This is a genomic window from Photorhabdus luminescens subsp. luminescens, from assembly GCF_001083805.1.
GTDB lineage: Bacteria > Pseudomonadota > Gammaproteobacteria > Enterobacterales > Enterobacteriaceae > Photorhabdus > Photorhabdus luminescens.
This window is the reverse complement of sequence record NZ_JXSK01000006.1, coordinates 53,796-77,866: the sequence shown is the minus strand read 5'-3', so window position 1 is coordinate 77,866 and position 24,071 is coordinate 53,796. Positions and strand designations below refer to the sequence as shown.

The window sequence follows — 24,071 nt, the reverse complement described above, 5'->3', positions numbered from 1 at the left end:
CTAACCAAGCGGAAAATAAGAGAAAACCGACAACACCCACTACAACAGATAAATAGATTTATCAGGTGGGATATTTTCTGGACAAGAGGATTCTCTAAACAGTTTTATATAAAATCAAGTCATTTTTTATCATAAAACATTTTTTGTTTCATCTCCACCAGATATAAAACATCTTAATCAAGAGATTAAAAAAACAATATATCAACGAAATCTAAACGAAATTGAATTTATTTTCATAAAAATTGAACTTATTTTAATAATATTAATCTTCCGGTCAGTTATATTATTTAAATAGGTCTAATTAATGATGAAAATATTAAATTCTATTTTATTTTCAATAGATTAAACAACTTACCAATAACTAAGAAAATTTTTACCTCCACGGCACAACAGGTAAAATATTTAGTAAAACAGGTAAAAAAGGCATGATTATCAGCTTAAGTTAATGCGAATGAGAATAAATTCAATCACACAGTGATAATAGCCTGGCAAGATGGATTAATAAGAACTGTCATTACTCTCATTTTCACATAGCATCTTCCGCTTCGTAGGATAGAAACATACCTACCATTATTCCAAACTCTATAAGATTATAAGTATGTAAATGATAGAAAATAATTCTCATTACATTCGTCATGAAAGCGTCATGAGTGTTTAAGATATATTTTAAGGTGTAAGCATTGTTTACCAGCGTAGGCAATGTTGAAAAATAGGATTTCTCCGTTAGCGTCAGGTGTGGAACTTGATAAAAAAATAAGGCGCCGAAGTGATTAACATTCGGCGCCCATATTCAGCAAGATTGTCCGGCTATTATAAAAACCTTTAACCGGGATAATTAATTACAACTTTTAATCCCACAATATCACTGGCATTACAGCGCCTCCGCCTCACAATTCATTGCCAACGCCATGCTTAAGGTCTTAGCCAAAACAGTTTTATTTTCGCTGTCTTCCATCAGGCTAAAATGATCCCCCGGAACCGAGGTTAACTGTAGCGCAGAGTCAGGAATTATCTGCTCCCAACCTAACGACGGTTCCATTGTTACCGACTGGAGCGCAACATCCGTAACAAACGGGATCTGCGGATAAGATTCCATTGCATAGAACTGATGCAGTGTTATCGCCAGAACTTTCGGCTGATAATCCTTGACCATTTGGACATAATTTCCCATCTGTAGCCAACGTTTGGCAATTAAGTCAGGGCGCAGATTTGATGGGTATAATTCCAGCTCCTGCGCTGCTGCAATAAATTGCACTAAATTCAGTTCATCCATTTTCTGATGCAATGTAGCAATCTCTTGAGGATGCTCATCCACTGATTGCCTTGCTAATTCAGCAAGGAACTGAAGTTTAGGTTGATCGACCCGTGTCTTGAAACAGTGAGGAGCAGGTGTATCAATTAGTCCCAAGAAGTTAACTGTCTCTCCGGCATGTAACAGTTGCTGAGCAATGGCATAAGCCAGTATACCGCCAGAAGAGTAGCCGTATATCCGATATGGGCCTTCTGGTCGCACCGCCTTCATAAAGGTGATCATTCTGGCTGCCAGAGCTTCAATGGTTGACACTGGTTCTTCATTGATGGACGGCCAAGGAAGCGCGTAAATTGGGTAATCCGCCTGAATATGTTGAGCCAGCCCGAAAACGTATGAGTAATCATCCATGCCGCTTGGTACGAAGAATAACGGTAGCTCGGTACCACCCGGCCGCACCGGTATGGCGCTGCTTTGCCAATGAGACAGCGGATCTGAGGTGATCTCTGCCGCCAGTTCCGCTAGTACCGGGAATTGGAACAGATTATTCAATGAGCAAATTAATCCCCGTTCTGCGGCCAGATTGATCATCCGCATAGCGAGCAGCGAGTGTCCACCCAAGGTAAAGAAGTTGTCATGCCGACCAATCCGCTCAACCCCCAATAATTCACGCCAGATGGCCGCCAAGGTAGTCTCGGTTTCTCCTTGCGGCGCCTCATAGATCTGACGGGCAAAGGCGTTCTGATCAGGCGCTGGCAATGCCCGGTGATCCAGTTTGCCGTTCGGAGTCAACGGAAAGGCGTCCAGACGCACGAAGGCTGCCGGCACCATATAATCAGGCAACAAAGCTCTTAAATGACGATGTAATTGGTTTGCCAATCCGTTATCCGCTGGCGCCGCCACATAAGCCACCAGACGTTTATCCTGACCGTCGCCCAGCGCCAATACAATCGCCTCATGCACATCAGGATACTCCATCAACCGTGCTTCGATTTCACCCGGTTCAATGCGGAAACCACGGATTTTAATCTGTTGATCATTACGACCAACGAACACCAGATTGCCATCCGGCAGATAACGAGCCAAATCTCCAGTTCGGTACATGCGAGCATCCGGTTGATCACTGAATGGATCGGTAAGAAAACGTTCATCCGTCAAATCAGGGCGGTTGAGATAGCCACGCGCGACACCAGCGCCGCCAATGTACAATTCTCCCACGGCCCCAAACGGCACGGGCTGGCCGTGATTATCCAGAAGATAAATACGTGTATTCGCTGTCGGGCGCCCGATCGGGATCAGCACATCCGTATAATCTGGCGGACAACGCCAACAGGTTGCACAAACAGTGATTTCTGTCGGACCATAAGCATTAAGCAGCGTTGCCCGACCACGTAGTGCCTGCAACAGCGCCGCACTGGGCGCTTCTCCGCCCAGTATTAACGTGGGCTTGATCGTTATCGCCGGTAAATCGGCCCCATCCCGTAGCAGAGCCGGGGTTAAACAGGCGTGTGTTACCCGCCGTTCTTCCAGATAATGCCAAAGGCGCAGCGGGTCCTGACGAACGGTATCAACCGGAATGTCCAGTGTCGCTCCTCCACACAGCGCCATCATGATTTCCCAGACACTGGCATCGAAACCAAATGAGGCAAATTGCAACAGTCGGCTATTCGCGCGAATGTTAAATTGAGTGATTTTCTCCCCAATCAGATTGACCAAGCCGCGGTGCTCCACCATCACCCCTTTCGGCGTGCCGGTGGAACCAGAGGTGTAAATCACATACGCCAGATGCCGTGAAGTCAGCGCTGGAATGTGCGGGTTGTTATTTGGTTGATCAGGCAAGAGCGTTGGATCAAGTACCGTTAATGCAGCAAGCGCCTGCTCGCCTAGCGCGGTACGGCCCACATTATCCGCCAGTACCACTGATGGCGCCGCATCCGTAAGCATATAAGCCAGCCGATCCCCCGGATAAGATGGATCTAAAGGAACATAAGCGCCGCCCGCTTTCAGTACCGCCAGCAACGCCGCCACTCTTGACGGTGAACGCGTGACACAAATCGCTACCCGCTGATCAGGCTCTACGCCGAGTTCAATTAACTGATGAGCCAGTCGGTTAGCACACACATTCAATTCTGCATAGCTGAAAGTCTGCTCTTCATATACCAGTGCCGTAGCCGCAGGATTTTTCGCCACTTGCTGTTCAAACAGGTGATGAATGCACAACTGATCGGAATAGGCCGTTTGCGGGCCATTGCCGATTTTCAATAGCAGTTTCTTTTCTACTGCCGGTAAAACTTGCAACTGCCGAACCGGGGTTTCTGGAGCGTATTCAAGCGCTGCCGCCAAACTTTCCAGCGCCTGTTGCATATAACCACACACCCGCTCGGCATCAAACGGCTGGACGATTTGCGCTGTCAGCCCTAGCGCATCGCCAAAATCTTCTACCGATAGCGTAAACGGATAGTTAGTCCGCTCCTGCGCACCAAGGAATTCGACACCGCTCACGATTTCATTCGACGTCGCCGACGACGCATTGTGTCGATAGTTCAGCAAGGTACTAAACAACGGCGTTCCTCCCTGCACACCGCTACAACGCTGAGCTAGCGCCAACGAGGCATATTCATGTTCCAACAATCCCGCCAGCCGGTGATGGGCTATCTGTACACTGTCTCGCACCGAGGTATCATCCATATCCAACCGTAGCGGTAAAGTATTGATAAACAGCCCCATGCCATTTTCAGCCCCTTCACCCGCCGCCATGCGTCCAAACAAGACAGTGCCAAAGACCACCTGCTGCTGTCCGCTGGTACGCGACAACACCTGTGCCCAAGCCAAATGGCACAGCGCCGCCAGACTGACACCCAATCGCCGCGCCTGACCACGTAAACTGTTATTTAATTCAGGCGTCAACATTCGGTGCGATTCGGTCATCCGCGAACCATCATGGCGAACTTCCGCCAACCCAAACGGTAATGTTGGTTCAGTCACCTCAGCCAACATCTCAGTAAAGAAACGGGTATGTTCTGCCTGACTCATCCCTAACCGGGACTGCGCTACCAGATTGCGGAATGGCGCCGGGGCAGGCAAACGGCTTTCCTGCCCGTCAAGGTATGCCTGAACTTCGTAACTCATCACATCCAGTGCGGTATGGTCGCCAATCAAATGATGCATTAGTTGCAACACAATCCAGCGGCCATCACCCTCCTGCGCCGCCACAAAGCGTAATAGCGGCGCCTGTCCCAAATCGAGACGATATCGGCGTGGGTTAAAACGTTGCGCTAATTGATCGCTAATCGGTCCATCAGCCGGATCTAATGTCAATTCCGTCACCGACAACCGCACCTGACGGCAAACAACCTGTGCCGGCACAGATAATCCTTGCCAGATAAAAGCAGTCCGCAGAATGTCATGACGATTAATCACCTGCTGAACCGCCGCCAGATAACGATCTAACAGCTTCCGATCAGCAAAGGCCATTTGACCAGCCAACAGATAAGGATCGCCCTCGTCTGCCAGCAAATGGTGGAACAAAATCCCATCCTGTAACGGCGATAAGGCATAGATATCCTGAATATTGGCTATCCCGCCCGGTACCTGTTCGATGATGTGATCAATTTCAGACTGAGTGAGATCTATCAGCGGTAACATTTCTGGCGTTAACGTAGTGGTGACCGGCGTAATGACGTTGGCAGGCACACTCTCCGCCTGATTTAGCCTCAACGTTTGCGCCAATTCAGACAATACCGGGGATTGGAACAGATCACGTACCGCCAGCGTTAATCCCAAGTTACGCAGACGTTCAACCATGCGTACCGCAAGCAACGAATGGCCGCCCAAGGCAAAGAAACTGTCGTATCGGCTGATCTGCTCAATACCCAATAATTCACGCCAGATATTAGCCAGTACGGTTTCGGTTTCTCCCTGCGGCGCAGCGTAAATCTGGCGGGCAAAGGCTTCTTCCCCCGGCGCAGGTAGCGCTCGGCGATCCAGTTTACCGTTAGGCGTCAGCGGGAACGTATCCAGTCGCACAAAGGCCGCCGGTATCATGTAATCAGGCAACAGCGCACTCAGATGTTCACGCAGGTGGTTAACCAACCCGTCATCCTCTGCCGCCGCCACATAAGCCACCAGCCGTTTGTCCTGACCATCACCTAAAGCTAATACCAATGCTTCACGCACTGCGGAGTGTTCTGTCAGCCGGACTTCGATTTCTCCCGGCTCAATGCGGAAACCACGGATTTTAATCTGCTGGTCGTTACGGCCAACAAACACCAGATTGCCATCCGGCAGATAGCGAACCAAGTCCCCGGTTCGGTACATTCGAGCACCCGCAATTTCACTAAACATGTCAGTTAGGAAACGTTCGTCAGTCAGCTCAGAGCGATTGAGATAACCACGTGCTACACCGACGCCGCCAATATAGAGTTCTCCCACTGCTCCTAGCGGCACGGGTTGACCGAGGGCATTCAACAGATAGAGACAAGTGTTAGCCGTTGGACGCCCGATGGGAACTAACACATCGGCATAGTCTGGTGGACAACGCCAACTGGTCGCACAAACGGTGATTTCTGTCGGGCCATAAGCATTGAATACTGTGGCCTTGTTGTGCAGCGCTTTAAGCAATGCCGCACTGGGCGCTTCACCTCCCAGTATTAATGTGGGTTTTATCGTTATCGCCGGCAAATCTGTTCCATCCCGCAACAGAGCCGGTGTCAAACAGGCGTGCGTCACTGACTGCTCTTGCAGATAATGCCAAAGGCGGTGTGGGTCTTGACGAACAGCCTCATCAGGAATAACCAGAGCGGCGCCACCGCATAGCGCCATCATCATTTCCCAGACCCCCGCATCAAAACCAAATGAAGCAAACTGCAACATCCGGCTAGCGGGCAGAATGTCGAAGCGGGCGATCTTATCCCGGATAAGGTTAACCAGCCCGCGATGTTCAACCATTACCCCTTTTGGCGTGCCGGTCGAGCCGGAAGTGTAAATCACATAAGCCAGATGACGGGAGGTTAATGTAGACAGTTGTGGGTTGTTATCCGGTTGATCCGGCAATGAATTTGGATCAATCACTGTCTGCCCCACCAGCATTTGTTCACCTAAGGCTGAGCGTCCAACGCTATCTGCCAATAAAATAATCGGTTCAGCATCAGTCAAAATATGAATCAGACGTTCCCCCGGGTAGGCCGGGTCCAACGGCACGTAGGCGCCTCCCGCTTTTAACACCGCCAACAGCGCCACTATCCGCGCCGGTGAACTTGCTACGCAAATCGCCACCCGCTGATCCGGCGCTACGCCCAGTGCAATAAGTTGGTACGCCAATCGGTTAGCATCAGCATTCAACTCGGCATAACTGAGGGATCGCTCTTCACACACCAGCGCCGTGGCATCCGGGGCTTTCTCCACCTGCTGTTCAAACAGTTGATGAATGCACAACCGCTCAGGGTACGCGGTTTCAGTAGCATTCCAGGTTTTTAACAACAATGTGCGTTCGGTTGCCGGCAGAATTTCTAACTGCTGTACCGGCATGTCCGGCGCCTGCTCAAGGGCATCCACCAGACTTGCCAACGCCTGTTGCATATAGCCACATATCCGTTCTGGATCGAATGGTTGTACCACTTGAGCTGTCAACCCTAAATCAGAACCCCCATCCTCTACCGACAACACAAATGGATAGTTGGTCCGCTCCTGTGCGCCAAGGAATTCAACGCCGCTCACGATTTCATCTGGCGTGACCGGCTGGGTGTTATGTCGATAGTTCAACAGCGCGTTAAAAAGCGGCGTTCCATTTGCTACGCCACTGCAACGCTGCGCCAGCGCCAGTGACGCGTGTTCATGTTCCAATAATCCCGCCAATCGGCTATGTGCTGTGCGTACACTGTCTCGCACCGAGGTATTATCAATATCCAACCGCAACGGCAAGGTGTTAATAAATAGTCCCATGCCACTATCAGATCCTTCACCCGCCTGCATACGGCCAAACAACACGGTGCCGAACACCACTTGCTTTTGCCCGCTGGTATGCGATAGCACCTGCGCCCAAGCCAGATGACACAGCGCCGCCACACTGACGCCCAACCGCCGCGCCTGACCACGTAAGCGATCATTCAGTCCTGCGGTCAGCATCCGGTGAGATTCCGTCACCTGTGAACCATCATGATGTGCTTCCACCAACCCAAACGGCAACGTTGGCTCATCCACCTCAGCCAGCATATCGGTAAAGAAGCGAGTATGTTCTGCCTGACTGATTCTTTGCCGAGCCTGTGCCACTAAATGACGGAATGGGACCGGCGCAGGCAGGCTATCTATTCGCCCAGTGAGAAAGGCCTGCACTTCGCTGTTCATCACCTCCAACGTGGTATGGTCGCCAATGAGGTGATGCAACAATTGCAACACAATCCAACGGCCATCCCTCTCCTGTGCCACCACAAAACGCAATAACGGCGCCTGATTCAGGTCAATACGATGCCGCCGCGGGTCAAAACGTTGAGCCAGTTGGTCGCTGACCGGCCCATCAGCCGGATTAAGCGTCAATTCCGTTACTGACAACGGCGCCTGACGGCAAACCACCTGAGCCGGCGCAGACAATCCCTCCCAGATAAAGGCAGTACGTAAGATATCATGGCGGTCAACCACCTGTTGAACTGCTGCCAGATAGCGGTCTAGTAAAGGACGATCGGCAAAAGCCTGTTGAGTGATCAGTAAATAGGGATCACCTTCATTTGCCAATAAATGGTGGAACAAAATGCCATCCTGTAACGGTGATAACGCATAGATATCCTGAATATTGGCAATCCCACCCGGTATTTGCTCAACAATGCGATCAATTTCAGCTTGAGTCAGATCAATCAGCGGTAACATTGCTGGCGTCAGCACAGTCGTATCCGCTGTAATACCGTTATCAGGCACGCTAATTTCACGATGCTGCGCCAAAGATTGGGCCAATACGCTTAATGTCGGATGCTGGAATAGCGTTTGCACCGATAGACCCAACCCAATACGTCGTAAACGTTCAATCATCCTGACAGCCAACAGCGAATGACCGCCCAAGGCAAAGAAACTGTCATGTCGGCCAATCTGCTCAACATTCAGTAACTCGCGCCAGATAGCGGCTAATGCTATCTCAATTTCCCCTTGGGGCGCCTGATAAGCCTGGCGAGCAAAGGCATCCTCCCCCGGTGCCGGTAGCGCCCGGCGATCCAGTTTACCGTTAGGGGTCAGCGGAAAAACATCCAAACGCACAAAAGCCGCCGGTACCATATAATCAGGCAAAATATCACTCAGGCGCTCACGCAGTCTGGTCGCCAGTCCGTCATCTACTGGCGCCGCCACATAAGCAACCAAACGTTTATCCTGCCCGTCACCCAACGCCAATACCAACGCTTCACTTACCTCTGGACATTCAATCAGTCGTGCCTCAATTTCTCCCGGCTCAATGCGGAAACCTCGGATTTTAACCTGTTGGTCATTACGGCCAACAAACACCAGATTGCCGTCCGGCAAATAGCGGGCTAAATCCCCAGTCCGATACATCCGGGCACCCACTTCATCACTGAACGGATCATTCAGGAAACGTTCAGCGGTCAACTCGGGGCGATTAAGATAGCCACGCGCTACCCCAACGCCACCGATATACAATTCTCCCACTGTGCCCAATGGGACTGGCTGACGGTGTTCATCTAATAGATAAAGACGCTTGTTGGCGGTCGGGCTGCCGATGGGGATTAATCCCCCAGCATAATCTGACGGGCAATCCCAAATGGTCGCACACACGGTGGTTTCCGTCGGCCCATAAGCGTTAAACACATCGGCCCGGTCGCACAGTGCCTGAAATAGCGCGGTACTCGGCGCTTCTCCTGCAAATATTAAGGTTGGTTTTATCGCTATCGCCGGTAAATCAGCGCCATCGTGAAACATTGCCGGTGTCAAACAAGCGTGCGTCACCGCCTGTTCCTCCAGATAATGCCAGAGGCGCTGCGGATCTTGTCGCACTGTTTCTGTCGGAATAACCAGCATGGCCCCACAGCTCAATGGCATCATGATTTCCCACACACTGGCATCGAAACCAAATGAGGCAAACTGCAACATTCGGCTGGCGGCGCAAAAATCAAACTGGGTAATTTGTGTCAGCGTCAAATTCACCACGCTACGATGTTCAATCATTACGCCTTTTGGTCTGCCGGTTGAACCGGAAGTGTAAATCACATAGGCCAGATGCTGTGGCGTCAATCCAGAGACTTGCGGGTTATTATCCGGCTGCTCCGGTAAGGTATTCGGATCGAGCACCGTCAGCGTCGCCAGAACGTCTTCACTCAGTGCTGCCCGCCCAACATTGTCCGCCAGCACGATTGCCTTCAATCCCCTAGCGGGTACAGCATCAGTGAGCATATAAGCCAGACGTTCACCGGGATAGGCTGGATCTAACGGCACATAGGCCCCGCCCGCTTTTAGCACCGCCAATAACCCAATTATTCTCGCCAGTGAGCGGGTCACACAAATCGCTACCCGTTGATCTGGCTCTACGCCCAAGGCGATAAGCTGGTGAGCTAACCGGTTGGCCCGGGTATTCAATTCTGCATAGCTGAGCGTCTGGTTTTCATAGATTACCGCGATGGCATCCGGGGTCTTCTCTGCCTGTTGTTCAAACAACTGATGAACACATATCTGAGTAGGATACGGTTCTTCGGTCGCATTCAAATTCTCCAGCAATAACTCCCGTTCAGCGGATGACAAAATGTCGATAGCCGTGACAGGTTGTTGAGGCTGGTTCACCATTGCCCGCAATATGGCCTGCAAGTAACCAGCCTGTCTTTCAATGGTTTCATGGTCGAACAGAGCAGAAGAATAATTCAGCTCTCCAACAATTTCGCCCGCTTTCTCCGTTAATTCCAGTTGCAGATCGAATTTCGCTATATCGTATTCCAGTTCGAATGGTGTTACCGCCAATTCCGGTAATTGCCATTCCTCTGTTTCATTCTCCTGCCAGGCAAACATCACCTGAAATATTGGCGTATGTTCCGGTCTGCGCGGCGGTTGAACAATTTCCACTACCTGCTCGAAAGGCAAGTCCTGATGCTCCTGCGCTCCCAATGTCGTCTGCCGTACACGCCGTAGTAACGTGACCATATCCGGCATACCGGATAAATCGATACGCAACGCCAGTGTGTTAACAAAGAAACCAAGCAGGGGTTCAATTTCACGCCGGTTGCGGTTGGCGCTCGGTATACCAATCACCACATCATCCTGCCCGGATAAGCGCGACAACAGCGCAGCCCAAGCGCTCAACAGTGTCATAAACAGAGTGGTGCCGTGTTGTTGCCCCAAACGTTTTAGAGCCTGTACCAACGGGGCATCAATGTGCACCGCTACCCGGCCGCCGGTAAATGATTGTTGGGAAGGTCGAGGTCTGTCTATCGGCAACTCAAGCAACACCGGCGCATCTGCCAGCGTCCGACGCCAGTAATCACACTGTGCCTGTACTCCTTCACCTGAAAATACCTGCCGCTGCCAGGCAGCATAATCAGGATATTGAATGGTCAATGGCAGCAACGGATCTGGCTGTTGATTTACACAAGCCGCGTAGAGCGCAACCAGTTCTGATTCAAGTATCTTTAAAGACCAAGCATCGGAAATAATATGATGCTGAGTCAGTAAGAATATATGCTCTTCATCGGCCAGTTGGATCAGTGCGCAACGAATTAGGGGACCACGAGCAAGATCAAACGGCGTTTTGGCTTCCTGTACACACAAGCGCTTAAATTGTTCATCCACGTTAGAGGCTTTACGCAAATCGTATTTTTTCACCGGTAGACCAAATTCCGCCGGTAACAATTCAACCTGAGGCTGACCATCCACGGTGATAAAGACCGAACGTAACGCCTCATGACGAGCAAACAAGCGATTCAGAGCCTGCTGCCAAGCAGAAAGGTCAAGCCGGCCACATAAACGCAAGGAGGTCGGTATATGATAGGTATCACTAACCCCCTCAAATTGCGCCAGAAACCACAGACGCTGCTGACCAAACGATAAGGGCAAGAGACTATCACGGGATATCGGCCTAATTTCAGGTAATTCATCACTGCCCGCATGACGTTGTTCGCAGATCTTCTCGGTAAACGCAGACAGTGACGGAAACATAAACAACTCAGCCAACGGCAGATCGACGCCGAAAACCGCTATCCGGTTGATCATCCGTACCGCCAATAGGGAATGTCCGCCCAAGGCAAAGAAATTATCGTGTCGGCCGATCTGCTCAACCCCCAGTAATTCACGCCAGATAGCCGCCACTGCGATTTCCATTTCCCCCTGTGGCGCGACGTAAATTTGGCGAGCAAAGGCTTCCTCCCCCGGCGCCGGTAATGCCTGATGATCCAATTTACCGTTTGGCGTCAGCGGGAAGGCCGCCAAACGCACAAAGGCCGCCGGCACCATATAATCAGGCAACATAGCGCTCAAATGGGTGTGCAAACTGGCCGCCAGTCCGCTATCCTCGTCGGCTACAACATAGGCAACTAAACGCTTATCCTGCCCATTCCCCAAGGCCGCTATCCGCGCTTCGCGCACCATAGGGTGTTCTGCCAACCGGGCTTCAATTTCACCCTGTTCAATGCGGAAACCACGGATTTTAATCTGCTGGTCGTTACGGCCAACAAACACCAGATTGCCGTCCGGCAGGTAGCGCACCAAATCCCCGGTCCGGTACATCCGGGCATCAGCAGCATCACTAAATGGATCAATCAGGAAACGTTCGTCAGTCAGATCAGGACGATTCAGATAACCACGAGCGACACCATCCCCACCAATATAGAGTTCCCCCACTGCGCCCAATGGAACTGGCTGGCCGTGGTTATCCAGTAGGTAAAGACGTGTATTCGCTGTCGGGCGCCCAATGGGAACCAACACATCAGTATAGTCTGACGGACAACGCCAACTGGTGGCACAGACGGTAATTTCTGTCGGGCCATAGGCATTAAATAGCGTTGCCTGATGGCTTAGTGCTCGTAGTAGCACAGGGCTAGGAGCTTCACCGCCCAATATCAATGTCGGTTTTGTTGTTATCGCTGGCAAATCGGCCCCTTCTCGCAGCAAAGCAGGAGTCAAGCAGGCATGCGTCACCGATTGCTCTTCCAAGTAATGCCAGAGGCGACGCGGATCTTGACGAACGGTTTCGGCCGGAATAATCAGACAGGCGCCACTACCTAATGCCATCATGATTTCCCAGACACCGGCATCAAAGCCAAATGAAGCAAACTGTAACATCCGGCTGGCAGGGCAAATATCGAATCGGGTGATTTTATCCCGGATAAGATTGACCAACCCACGATGTTCAATCATCACCCCTTTAGGTACCCCGGTCGATCCAGAAGTGTAAATGACGTAGGCCAGATGGCGGGAGGTCAAGGCAAGAACCTGCGGATTGCTGTCTGGCTGGTCAGGTAAGATATTCGGGTCCAGTACCGTCAGCCCCGCAAGCGCTTGCTCCCCCAATGCGGCCCGCCCGGTACTATCCGCCAGCACTATTGTCTTCACCCCCCTAGCCGAGGCTGCATCGGTCAGGATATGCGACAGTCGCTCTCCCGGATAAGCCGGATCTAACGGCACATAGGCCCCACCCGCTTTCAGCACGGCTAACACCGCGATCACCCGCGCGGGTGAACTTGCCATGCAAATCGCCACCCGTTGATCTGGCACGACACCCAAGGTAATCAGTTGATGAGCAAGCCGGTTAGCGCTGGCATTCAGTTGTCCATAGCTGAGCGTCTGATTTTCATACACCAGCGCCGTGGCATCCGGGGTTTTCTCCACCTGTTGTTCAATCAATTGATGGATACACCGTTGTTCAGGATAGGGTGTTTCTGTCGCGTTCCACGTTTCTAGTAATAGTGTGCGTTCCGATGCAGGCAAAACGTTTAGCGCTCGTATCGACGTTTCCGGCGCTAGTTCAAGGGCATCCGCCAGGCTTTCCAGCGCTTGTTGCATATAACCGCATACCCGTTCTGAATCAAACGGTTGTACCACCTGAGCAGTCAACCCCAATGTGGCGCCGCCATCCTCCACCGATAGAACAAACGGGTAGTTGGTCCGCTCCTGTTCGCCCAGAAATTCGATACCCGGCATTGCCTCATACGGAATCATCGGTTGCTCATTATGCCGGTAGTTCAGTAGAGCACTAAAAAGCGGCGTTCCTCCCTGTACCCCACTGCAACGCTGAGCTAGCGCCAGTGAAGCATGTTCATAATCCAGCAGTCCAGCCAATCGGGCATGCGCCACCCTGACGCTATCCTGTACCGGGGTATTATCTATATCCAGCCGTAGTGGTAAGGTATTAATAAATAGCCCCATGCCGCTGTCAGCCCCTTCCCCCGCCGCCATACGTCCAAACAGCACAGTGCCGAACACCACTTTCTCTTGTCCGCTGGTCCGCGACAACACCTGTGCCCAAGCCAGATGACACAAAGTTGCCAGACTGACGCCCAGACGTCTCGCTTGCGCACGCAGGCGGTCATTCAGCGTGGAAGACAGCATCCGGTGCGCCTGTACAACCTGAGAACCATCACGATGTACCTCAGTCAGCCCAAACGGTAACGTCGGTTCATCCACTTCTGCCAACATGTCAGTAAAGAACCGGTGATGTTCTGTCTGGTCAACCCCTTGCTGAGCCTGAGCCACCAAATTGCGGAAAGGTACCGGCGCCGGTAGATTATCGTCCTGTCCGTCAAGATAGGCCCTAACTTCGTGGTTCATGACTTCCAGCGTGGTATGGTCGCCAATCAAGTGATGCTGTAATTGCAGTACATACCAGCGGCCATCCGTTTCCTGTGCTATCACAAAGCGTAACAACGGCGCCTGACTTAGATCGAGACGGTATTGCCGCGGATCAAAACGTTGCGTCAGTTGATCACTGACCGTCCCGTCAGCCGGGTTCAGCGTCAGTTCAGTCACTGACAACGGAGCCTCACGCCAAACCACCTGCGCCGGAATGGATAATCCTTGCCAGATAAAAGCGGTACGCAAAATATCATGGCGGTCAACCACTTGTTGTACCGCAAATAAATAGCGGTCTAGCAAATCACGATCAGCAAAGATCATCGGGTAAGCCAACAAATAGGGGTCACCTTCTTTTGCCAGCAGATGGTGAAATAGGATACCGTCCTGCAACGGTGACAGCGCATAAATATCCTGAATATTGACCACCCCACCCGGTACTTGCTCGACGATGCGATCAATCTCAGGCTGAGTCAAATCAATCAGCGGCAACATCGCTGGTGTCAATTCAGTGGTCCCCGAAGTAATGACATTCGGCGGCACTGCCATAATCTGATGCTGCCCCAATGTTTGGGCCAATTCAGCCAGTATTGGCGATTGAAACAGGTCACGGGCAGCCAATGTCAGTCCTAAATGGCGTAGCTGTTCAATCATGCGCACGCCGAGCAACGAATGGCCGCCTAGTGCAAAGAAGCTGTCATGCCGACTTATCTGCTCAATACCCAGCAACTCACGCCAGATGGTAGCCAATGCAATTTCTCGCTCTCCTTGCGGTGCTGCGTAAACCTGACGAGCAAAAGCCTCTTCACCCGGTGCCGGCAACGCCCGGCGATCCAGTTTGCCATTGGGAGTTAACGGGAATTCATCCAGCCGTACAAAAGCCGCCGGCACCATATAATCAGGCAACCGCACACTTAAGTGTTCACGCAAGTGAGTAGGCAACTCGTTATCCGGCTCCGCCAACACATAAGCAACTAACTGCTTGTTCTGCCCTTCTCCTAACGCCAAGACCACCGCTTCACGTACTGCCGAATACTCTACCAATCGGGCCTCAATTTCCCCCGGTTCAATCCGAAAACCGCGGATTTTCACCTGCTGATCGTTGCGGCCAAGGAATTCGAGATTGCCATCCGGCAGGTAGCGGGCTAAATCCCCGGTCCGGTACATCCGCGCATCCGATACATTACTAAATGGATCAACCACAAAGCGTTCGGCGGTCAATTCAGGGCGATTGAGATAACCGCAGGCCACCCCGTCGCCGCCAACATAAATCTCGCCAATACTACCCAATGGCACCGGCTGGCCCTGCTCATCCAGTAAGTAAACCCGCGTGTTAGCAATTGGTCGGCCAATAGGGATGTTAGTTGTTCCTGCGGCCAAAGCATCGATCCGATATGTGGTAGTAAAGGTGGTACCCTCGGTCGGTCCATAGGCATTCAATAATTGTTGAGGCGGGTTATTGCGTAAAACTTGGGTAATCACATGGGGATCAAGGATATCGCCGCCGACAATCAGGTTTTTCATCTGTGGAAGGACGGGAGACAACTCCGCCGCCAGCCGGTTAAACAGGCCGACGCTTAACCATAAGATATTAATTTGATAACTGTCTAATGCTTGTACAAATTCCTGTGGCGTCAACAAAGTGGTGTGGTCGATAACCACCAGCGCCCCGCCATTAAGCAAAGAAGCCCAAACTTCAAAAGTGCTGGCATCGAACGCAGGGTTAGCTGCGAAGGCAACCCGATCATTAGGTTCAATTTCAACATAGCCATTATTAATAACCAGTCGAACCACCGCGCGGTGAGGCACGATCACCCCTTTTGGGGTGCCAGTCGAGCCGGAAGTGTACATGATGTATGCTGGCGCGGTACTGGCACAAAGTAAGTCAAGATTAAAACCCTCCTCCTTCTCCTTGCTCACGTCTGTCTCATCAGAGAGACGAATTAGCGGAATATCCAGATCAGCCGGGATATCCGCTTCTGCACTGGTGAGCAACAATTTAGCTAAGCAATCGTTTATCAGCCAATTTTTTCTCTCGTCCGGTACTCCGGGATCGATAGGGATATAAACCGCTCCCGCCTTGAGAATAGCCAATTGAGCTACCACCAACTCGATAGACCGCTCTAACAGGATTGCCACATGATCATTGCGGCCAATTCCCTGTTTAATCAGTTGATGAGTCAATCGGTTAGCGCGAGCATTCAATTCCGCATAACTCAGAGTTTTATCCCCTGCGATTAGCGCCGTCGCTGCCGGGGTTTTCTCTACTTGTCGTTCAAACAACTGATGGATACCTAACTGGTCAGGATAGACGGTTTCGGTGGCATTCCAGGTTTCCAGCAGCAGTGTGCGTTCAGCCTCTGACAACAAATTAAGTTTCTGAACAGATATGTCATCACCGACCTTTTCTGGCGGTACTTGTACTAATCTAGCGTCAAAGATAATTTCTTCTTTAACCATGCTATCTCTCATCTACTTACTACCTCAACGAATCTGTTAGTTATTTGAAAACTGTCATTCTCAACAGTCATCACAAATGTTTTGCCCTTCTTTCGTTCCCCAAAGAAATAAAAATGGGCACATACCAGGTATCAATTAAGATCCTCAGACAGCACATTCTCTTGAACGCTGGATGTAATAGCCCGGTTGACAACCGGATAATTAACAATTCTGCGACAATTATTTTCCTGACAACGGAATAAATGGTTCACGCAGTGAACCGGCAAAAGATATTCCATTTTTGTTCCTATTTTTTTAATAAGCGCCTTTGATTTTGTGCAATTTTTTATTGGCTAACGCTGAATTTCATAACTACCATAACTATATGAAAATGGATGTATTGAATATATTTACTGGCATGAGTGCTAAATCCTTGCGGTATTTTGTCCATTTAGAATTAATATCATATATAAATTATTTCATAAAAAAATTAAGTAGTTATAAAGACAAATTAAACCTCCCTACCTCCAATTAACATCGAATTTACTTTAATAATTCTCTGCAAAATAAACCTACCCGCATTCCAACAGGAAACGGACTGCACCATAAAAAACATGATTTATCATTTGGTTATATTAATTAATGTATATTTATACACGTAAAAATTATCAACCTGCCTGATTACATATTATTTTATAATAATCAAATTATACAACTAATGTAAACGTTAATTATATTTAACACCGATATGAAACAATTTCAAATTAAAACTAACTTCCATATATATTGTTTTGTCATAATGAAATAATACGACCAATGTATATATTAATTATGTTTAATATCATCAATAAATAATTTTAATTTAAAAATAAATTATTTTGAGATTGTTTTTAAATAAAAAGATCACACAATTAATTACTTATTTAAATGTATTTGACTTATTATATAATAGAAAAATAGTAGATTAGGAACTCCAACCACATGGGCAGAAGACAGAATGCGGAAGACAGAAGACAGAAGACAGAGTACGGAATACGGAATACAGCAAAATTTAAACGAATAACCGCATCCAGTCAGATGCGGTTGTGTTGTTGTGTTATGAAAGGATGAAATCAGCCTCTGTCAGCGGCTCTCCAACGATCTTCACCCCAAAACCATCTTGGGATAATTCTCCTCCCATATTAATAACGAAATCATTTACCTTGTTAACGCTATCATAGCTAATCACCGCTTCCCCAACGGTACCAGTGAATTCTTCGACAAACTTAATACTACCTTTCCCTGTTTCACCTAGATCGAACAATGACAAATCAATCTTGTCTTCACCGGAAATAAAGTCATGGATCCAATCACGCTCAAGAAAAGGTGATTCCTTGACGTTTAGATAGACAAATGTATCTTTGCCTTCCCCACCCCAAAGATGATCAGCTCCCAAGCCACCGTAAATGATGTCATCACCTGCACCGCCCTTCAGAGTATTATTGGCATCATTCCCTATCAGAATGTCATTACCATTGCCGCCAATCGCATTTTCAATCGTGACGCCGCGGGCGATAGAGATATTTCCTTTCAAACCCCCAACATCCGAGAAAGAAGCTTCATTCAAGTTGATACGTTGATCCTGAGTAAAACCAGAGAAATCAAAGGTATCATTACCACCCGCATCCCAGGCAGTGAACACGATTTTGCTCTTTGCATCTTTTGCCGTAAAGAAATCGCGATCGGTGTTGGAATTAAAGCCATATATCGTGTCACCAGCACGGGTAGTATTATTCGCGCCATATATTGCTTGAATGGCTGAAATATCGTTAAGTAATGGCGCAGAAGAATCAATACCTTTAAAGTCCTGTCCGGTATTTTTTTCACTGAAATAACCCATGACGGTATAAGCGCCGCTATCTTCAAAATAGGTCGCCTTGTTCTTGTAAGTCGGTATTACATCATCAGACGCATCATAATCAGCCGGATGATCCAACCCCAATGTATGACCAATCTCATGAGTAAACGTATGTCGGCCATAACCATTCAATTCAATATCATTTTTTAAGAAAGTACGGCTTTCCGCATTATACCAAGTTCCCACTTGTTTCAAATGCGGATACGGCATCTCAGCAAACGCATAATCCCCGGTTAAACTAAGATCAAAGAAACCAAAAGTGACATTCGCCTTACTCGCATCAGAGGTTTCAGTGAATTTAATATTGGCGACATCAGTCCAAGATTGAATTGACAGTTTTGCAGCAGCTTTTTGCTCTTCATTAAATGCTGAAAAGCCGTAAATACTCCACGGCATATTCTCCGGCTCACTCTCCAGGAAATTATACGTTAATTGGAAAGTTTCAGATTTGTCATTACTCTGATGCCCCCAACGATAATCACTTCGGATTAACTCTTTTGCCGCATCTTTACTTGGCTCATGCCCAACGACAATATTAGGATCTTTACCGGGTATATAAGCCTGTAACCAGGTCAGTACCTCATTTGCCTTTGCTGAACCATTAACTTCTTCCAAATATGAAATCTTCCTCTTTAATGACATATATTTCTCCATAAGTTAAAATCTCAAATATAAAAATCTTTTTATTTAATTAAACACCTGTCAATAAAACCTATAAGTGATGGGCTATCCCGGCCACACAATTAAAAATCCTTTCCCATAAAAGTAACACTAAAGTTAATTACGTAAAAAACAATTAACATATTTTTTTAATATAAACGTGATAAAAATAGCATAAAACAAATATATCCTATGGATTTCAAGATGTATCGCGACGGCAAGGGAGCGAATCCCCGGGAACATAGATAACTATGTGACCGGGGTGAGTGAATGCATCCAACAAAGCAGCAGCTTGAAAGATGAAGGGTATAAGCAATTGTTTTATATAACATTGCTATTTAAGACAAAAAATATCCCTAATTTCTTATCAGTATTTTCTTTTAAAATTATTACATCTTTAACTATCAATTCAGTGAACTTAAAAGTTCTTATAAAATCATTATTAATGATTTTATTAAGTAACTATTAGAATAGGCCACAGAAATAAGGGAAATATGTATTATCAGATAATATTTTATCTATTCTATAAAGTTTTCCCTTGAGAGAATTAAATTGGACTTATTGTGAAAATAGAAATATCAATTGAGAATGATTTTATTAAAAAAAGAGTCAATATAACCACTGAATTATTTATAGGTTATTATGATTTGATTTTATTCGTTTCGCAATTATCCTTGGCATTGGATTTTATTATTTTCAATAACCAATTTAATATTTCCATATATATAAAAACTGAATTATAATTATCTCTCTCTTATTTCTTGTATCCATTCTAGTTAAAAAAACATTGATACAGAAATTATTAAAATTAAGTTATTTTGCAAAAAATTCAGTAAGATCAATTAAAATTTTTGTAACTAATACTTATTCAAAAAATATAACAGCCAAAACTACCCCAACCTTGTGAATTATTCCAAAAAAAATTGAGCAATTTAAATCACTCGCTCATCAAGATCTGAGCCCGGTATTTTATTAAACTCAAACTCTTTAATTTGTACTTGATTCGGTAATGGTCGTAGTAATATCTAGATATATACCCTATGGATTTCAAGATGCATCGCGACGGCAAGGGAGCGCCCCCCGGGAGCATAGATAACGATGTGACCGGGGTGAGTAAGTACAGCCAACAAAGAGGCAACTTGAAAGATGACGGGTATAAATAATAAAGCTCAGTTGTTAGAAGAATCCAAGCTCAAAAAAGTAGTAAAGACCAAGTGAACTGGATCTACTTACATGCTATGTGATCATAAAGTAAAAGCTCATATCGCCATCATGGTCAAAGAGTATTTTCCGTGCAATGGTTAAATAGCCTGTTGATAAATAGACTCTTCCAGTTGCTTAGCTAAGGTTGCTATTTATACTTTATCTCTTTTAAGCTACAGTATTCTAACTTCTGATAGCTGGTTAAAGGGGGGTAAGAAAATTGGGTAAATCTGTAAAAAACGAGAGTGCTATTAGACACCTTAGCCCAGAATTGAATGAGGACAGAAAAACTCAAGATGTTCGCTTGTTACTGAAAACTGCAAGACAAGTTGCCGGGGCTCATGGTGGATTATCCTTCTATTGCTAAAGAGACTGTTTATCTAGAGAATCTCTCTACAGAGCGCTCTCAACAACTGGAAATCCGACCATAAGAACTCTGTGTTCATCATTAAATGCAGTTGGAATGCAGCTTAAAATTACCCCTATTAAACCAACAAGAGAATGTATAGATAAATGAAGTATGCTTATGAAGACTTAAGTGACGACCAATTTGAGCAACTGATTGTTTTTTTATGCCAAGAACTACATGGAATTGCCGTACAAGGCTTCTCGAAAGGCCCCGATGGAGGCAGAGATGCCAAGTTTGTAGGTACCAGTGCTCTTTATCCCAGTACATCTGCACCTTGGAGTGGTACCACCATTATCCAAGCAAAACATACTAACGGGTACAACAGGCTTTTTTCGGAATCTGACTTCTACAGCCCTGATGGCGACTCAAGTGTATTAAGTAAAGAAATTGTCAGGATTAAAAAGCTACGAAGTGCGAAACAATTAGATCACTACATGTTGTTTTCTAACAGGCGACTGGCAGGTAATGCAGAAAGCGAGATAAGATCCTATCTAGCAAAAGAGTGCGATATACCCGAATCCTCTATTTGCCTTTGCGGTATAGAATTATTGGAAACATGGCTTAAATCTTTTCCGAAAGTTGCTGGGAGAGCAGCTCTTGATCCGGTAGACTCCCCTTTAATCGTAAGCCCCGACGATCTTTCTGATGTTGTATACGCTTTAGCGGCTCAGCAAAAGAAAGGTTTATCTACGAAAGACGATCCACCCACTCCTAGGATACCCTATAGCCAGAAAAACCAAATTAACAACATGAGCAGCGAATATGCTGAAATATTAAGAAGGAGATATTTGAAAGAAACAGCTCAGATTAAAGCTTTTCTGGCTGCACCAGAAAATGCAGAGATTATGCAGCTCTATGAAAATGTAGTTGAGGAGTTTCAACTGAAAATAATTGCAAAAAGAAAGGAATATCAAAACTTTGATAGCGTAATGAATTACCTTTTCGATCTTCTTTTTGGAAGGGACCCTGTTCTAAAAAAGCATAGACGGCTTACTAAAATAATGCTTTTTTACATGTATTGGAATTGCGACATCGGTAGTGAAGAAGAATATGCTGCGACCAACTAAACATTCTCATCCAGACAAGACAGTAATCAATGTAGCTTTGATTATTCTTTCACGTCTTAAGGGACTGAGAATCGAGAATTATAGCGACCTGTTGAGCTATACAAAGAAAGCAGTTTCCGGTGGTGATGTATTATTTCTCCCAGCTCTAAACTTTTTATTTATTATGGGTATCATTGAATATCGTCCTAAAACTGATGCCATTGAATATGTAGCTAATAACAATGAAACTGTCTAAGATTTATTCAAACAAGCCATCTCTTTTTGAGCCCGTTACTTTTTACGAAGGGCTTAATGTTATATATGGTGAAATTCGGCTCCCAGAAAACAAAGAAAAAGACACACATAATCTAGGGAAAAGTACATTGGGTCGTGTGATAGACTTCACACTATTATCCAAGCGAAATCCAAACTTCTTCCTATTTAAACACCCTGATATATTTAATCAGTTTGTCTTTTTTCTTGAGGTCGAACTAAAAGATTCAAGTTTCTTGACTATCCGTAGGGATGTCGCCCAAGCCTCAAAGATACGTTTTAAGAAACATCAAGAAAAAAATCAAGATTACTCTCTTTTGCCTACAGAGCAATGGGATCATGAAGATGTTTCCTTTGATAAAGCCAAAGAGCTGTTAGATAGTTTACTTGATCTTAGCGTGATAAAACCTTGGAGTTATCGCAATAGTATTGGATACCTTATTCGATCTCAGGATGATTATAGCGATGTCTTCCAATTGAGAAAGTTTCGTTCCAAAGATGCATCATGGAAGCCCTATCTCTCTCATATACTCGGGTTTAATGCAGAGCTTATAAAAGAACACTATGAAAAAGAAAAAGCTCTGGAAGAGAAACAGACAACTGAAAAAGCAGTAAAGAAAGAGTTGGGGGGGTCGCTCGAAGACATCAGCAAAATTGAAGGTATTTTGCTATTAAAGAAGAAAGATGCGGAGAAGAAGCAGGAACTTCTTGATATATTTGATTTCCGACAACAAGACAAAGAGAAAACAAAAGTACTTGTTGAAGAGATAGATGAAGAGATCGCTAGTCTTAATCAAGAAAGATATTCATTAAATCAGAGTAGAAAGAAAATCCTAAAATCCTTAGAGGAGGATAAAATTTTATTCAATACTGAAGAAGCTGAAAAGCTTTTCAATGAAGCAGGGGTGCTTTTTAGCGGTCAGATAAAAAAGGACTTCGAACAGTTGTTAGGATTTAACAAAGCTATAACTGAAGAACGATTTGGATATCTGACTGAAGAAAAGTTAGAAATTGAAGACAAATTGAGAAGTATAAATACCAGACTAAACGAACTGGGAAAACGTCGCTCGAAAAATTTGTCATTCTTAAGTGACACAGAGGTTTTTTCCAAATATAAAACTCTCTCAAAAGAACTAGTTTCTCTACGTGCGGATATTGAGACTCTAGAGAGACAAAAGGCACATCTACACAAGTTGCAAGAGCTTAGAACTGAAATTCGAGCACTTTCCGAAGAGTGTAGTCATTTACAATCCAAAATTGAGGATAATGTTGAGTCTCAGAATTCAGATCAATCTAGCGTTTTCTCTCAAATCCGGCTCTATTTTAGTGAAATTGTTGATACTGTCATTAGCCGTAAGGCATTACTTAGTGTATCTCCGAATCGAGAGGGACACTTGCAATTTAAAGCGGAAATCCTTGATGAATCAGGCAACGCAACGAGTGCAGACTTAGGACATACTTATAGAAAGCTGCTATGTATCGCTTTTGATTTAGCAGTACTAAGAGTTCATAAAGATGAAAAATTTCCTCATTTTGCCTTTCACGATGGAGTATTCGAGTCTTTGGATAATAGAAAGAAAGAGAATTTATTGGCTATTTTACGTGATTACGTTGAACTAGGTATTCAGTCTGTTATCACACTAATAGATTCAGATCTTCCTGCTAGATCTCCTAAAGAACTGCCAGTGTTTGACAGTACAGAAATTGTTCTTCAACTGCATGACGAAGGAGAGTCTGGTCGGCTTTTTAAGTTAAAAACCTGGTAAAAGTTATTGAGTTTTACTACCAAATACAGATAAGGCTGCTAGTTGCTTAGAGTGCTAGAAAGGAATCTTTGAACTATCTTTGTTTCACACTTTAAATTAAACAATTATGCATCAACACAAAAGCTGGTACATACATTGAACAAAATATTAGCAGCATGAATTTTGGTTACTACAAAGCGGTCATCGAAGGCAGTAATTTTATAACTTATTTGTCTGTATTTTAACTGATAAACTCAATATTTTATGACATAAATTATGACGACTGAGAGAACATGCACTAAGCCAAGCGAGACAAGGTCTTCTAGCGTGTTTTATAATTTAAGCCATATTATTCACCAAGGTTAAGAAGTTAGCTCATTAACCCAAG

Annotated in this window: 5 protein-coding genes and 1 pseudogene; 4 read left to right on the top strand and 2 right to left on the bottom strand. The window is 46.3% G+C overall.

All coding sequences use genetic code 11. The annotated features are described in order from the left end of the window. Positions 1 to 871: 871 nt before the first annotated feature. Together TI10_RS15065 and prtA are read right to left on the bottom strand one after the other, a co-directional pair. Positions 872 to 16,483: a non-ribosomal peptide synthetase gene (locus tag TI10_RS15065; protein WP_049584240.1), complete on the bottom strand. Its 15,612-nt coding sequence runs from the start codon at positions 16,481 to 16,483 to the stop codon at positions 872 to 874. Positions 16,484 to 17,546: 1,063 nt separating this feature from the next. Next, on the bottom strand, positions 17,547 to 18,989 hold the full coding sequence (gene prtA, locus TI10_RS15060; RefSeq protein WP_049584239.1) for a serralysin: 1,443 nt from the start codon (positions 18,987 to 18,989) through the stop codon (positions 17,547 to 17,549). Positions 18,990 to 20,598: 1,609 nt separating this feature from the next. Here prtA and TI10_RS26500 point away from each other — a divergent pair. From TI10_RS26500 to TI10_RS15040, 4 genes and pseudogenes are all read left to right on the top strand, one after another. Continuing rightward, positions 20,599 to 20,727 (top strand): annotated as a pseudogene (locus TI10_RS26500) (hypothetical protein); the annotation flags it as partial. Continuing rightward, the gene (locus TI10_RS15050; RefSeq protein WP_049584237.1) at positions 20,724 to 21,686 is read left to right on the top strand and encodes an ABC-three component system protein; all 963 of its coding nucleotides are present in this window, start codon (positions 20,724 to 20,726) and stop codon (positions 21,684 to 21,686) included. The pseudogene TI10_RS26500 and the gene TI10_RS15050, both read left to right, overlap by 4 nt. Continuing rightward, positions 21,670 to 21,921 carry an ABC-three component system middle component 8 gene (locus tag TI10_RS15045; protein WP_049584236.1) on the top strand — a complete coding sequence of 84 codons (252 nt, stop codon included), beginning with the start codon at positions 21,670 to 21,672 and terminating at the stop codon, positions 21,919 to 21,921. Before TI10_RS15050 ends, TI10_RS15045 begins: the two co-directional genes overlap by 17 nt. Then, the gene (locus TI10_RS15040; RefSeq protein ID WP_049584235.1) at positions 21,908 to 23,704 is read left to right on the top strand and encodes a DUF2326 domain-containing protein; all 1,797 of its coding nucleotides are present in this window, start codon (positions 21,908 to 21,910) and stop codon (positions 23,702 to 23,704) included. Before TI10_RS15045 ends, TI10_RS15040 begins: the two co-directional genes overlap by 14 nt. The last annotated feature ends 367 nt before the right edge of the window (positions 23,705 to 24,071 follow it).

Coding starts and splice junctions, on each gene's coding strand:
- TI10_RS15065 (WP_049584240.1), bottom strand. CDS start 16,483: ATGAGAGATAGCATGGTTAAAGAAGAAATTATCTTTGACGCTAGATTA.
- prtA (WP_049584239.1), bottom strand. CDS start 18,989: ATGTCATTAAAGAGGAAGATTTCATATTTGGAAGAAGTTAATGGTTCA.
- TI10_RS15050 (WP_049584237.1), top strand. CDS start 20,724: ATGAAGTATGCTTATGAAGACTTAAGTGACGACCAATTTGAGCAACTG.
- TI10_RS15045 (WP_049584236.1), top strand. CDS start 21,670: ATGCTGCGACCAACTAAACATTCTCATCCAGACAAGACAGTAATCAAT.
- TI10_RS15040 (WP_049584235.1), top strand. CDS start 21,908: ATGAAACTGTCTAAGATTTATTCAAACAAGCCATCTCTTTTTGAGCCC.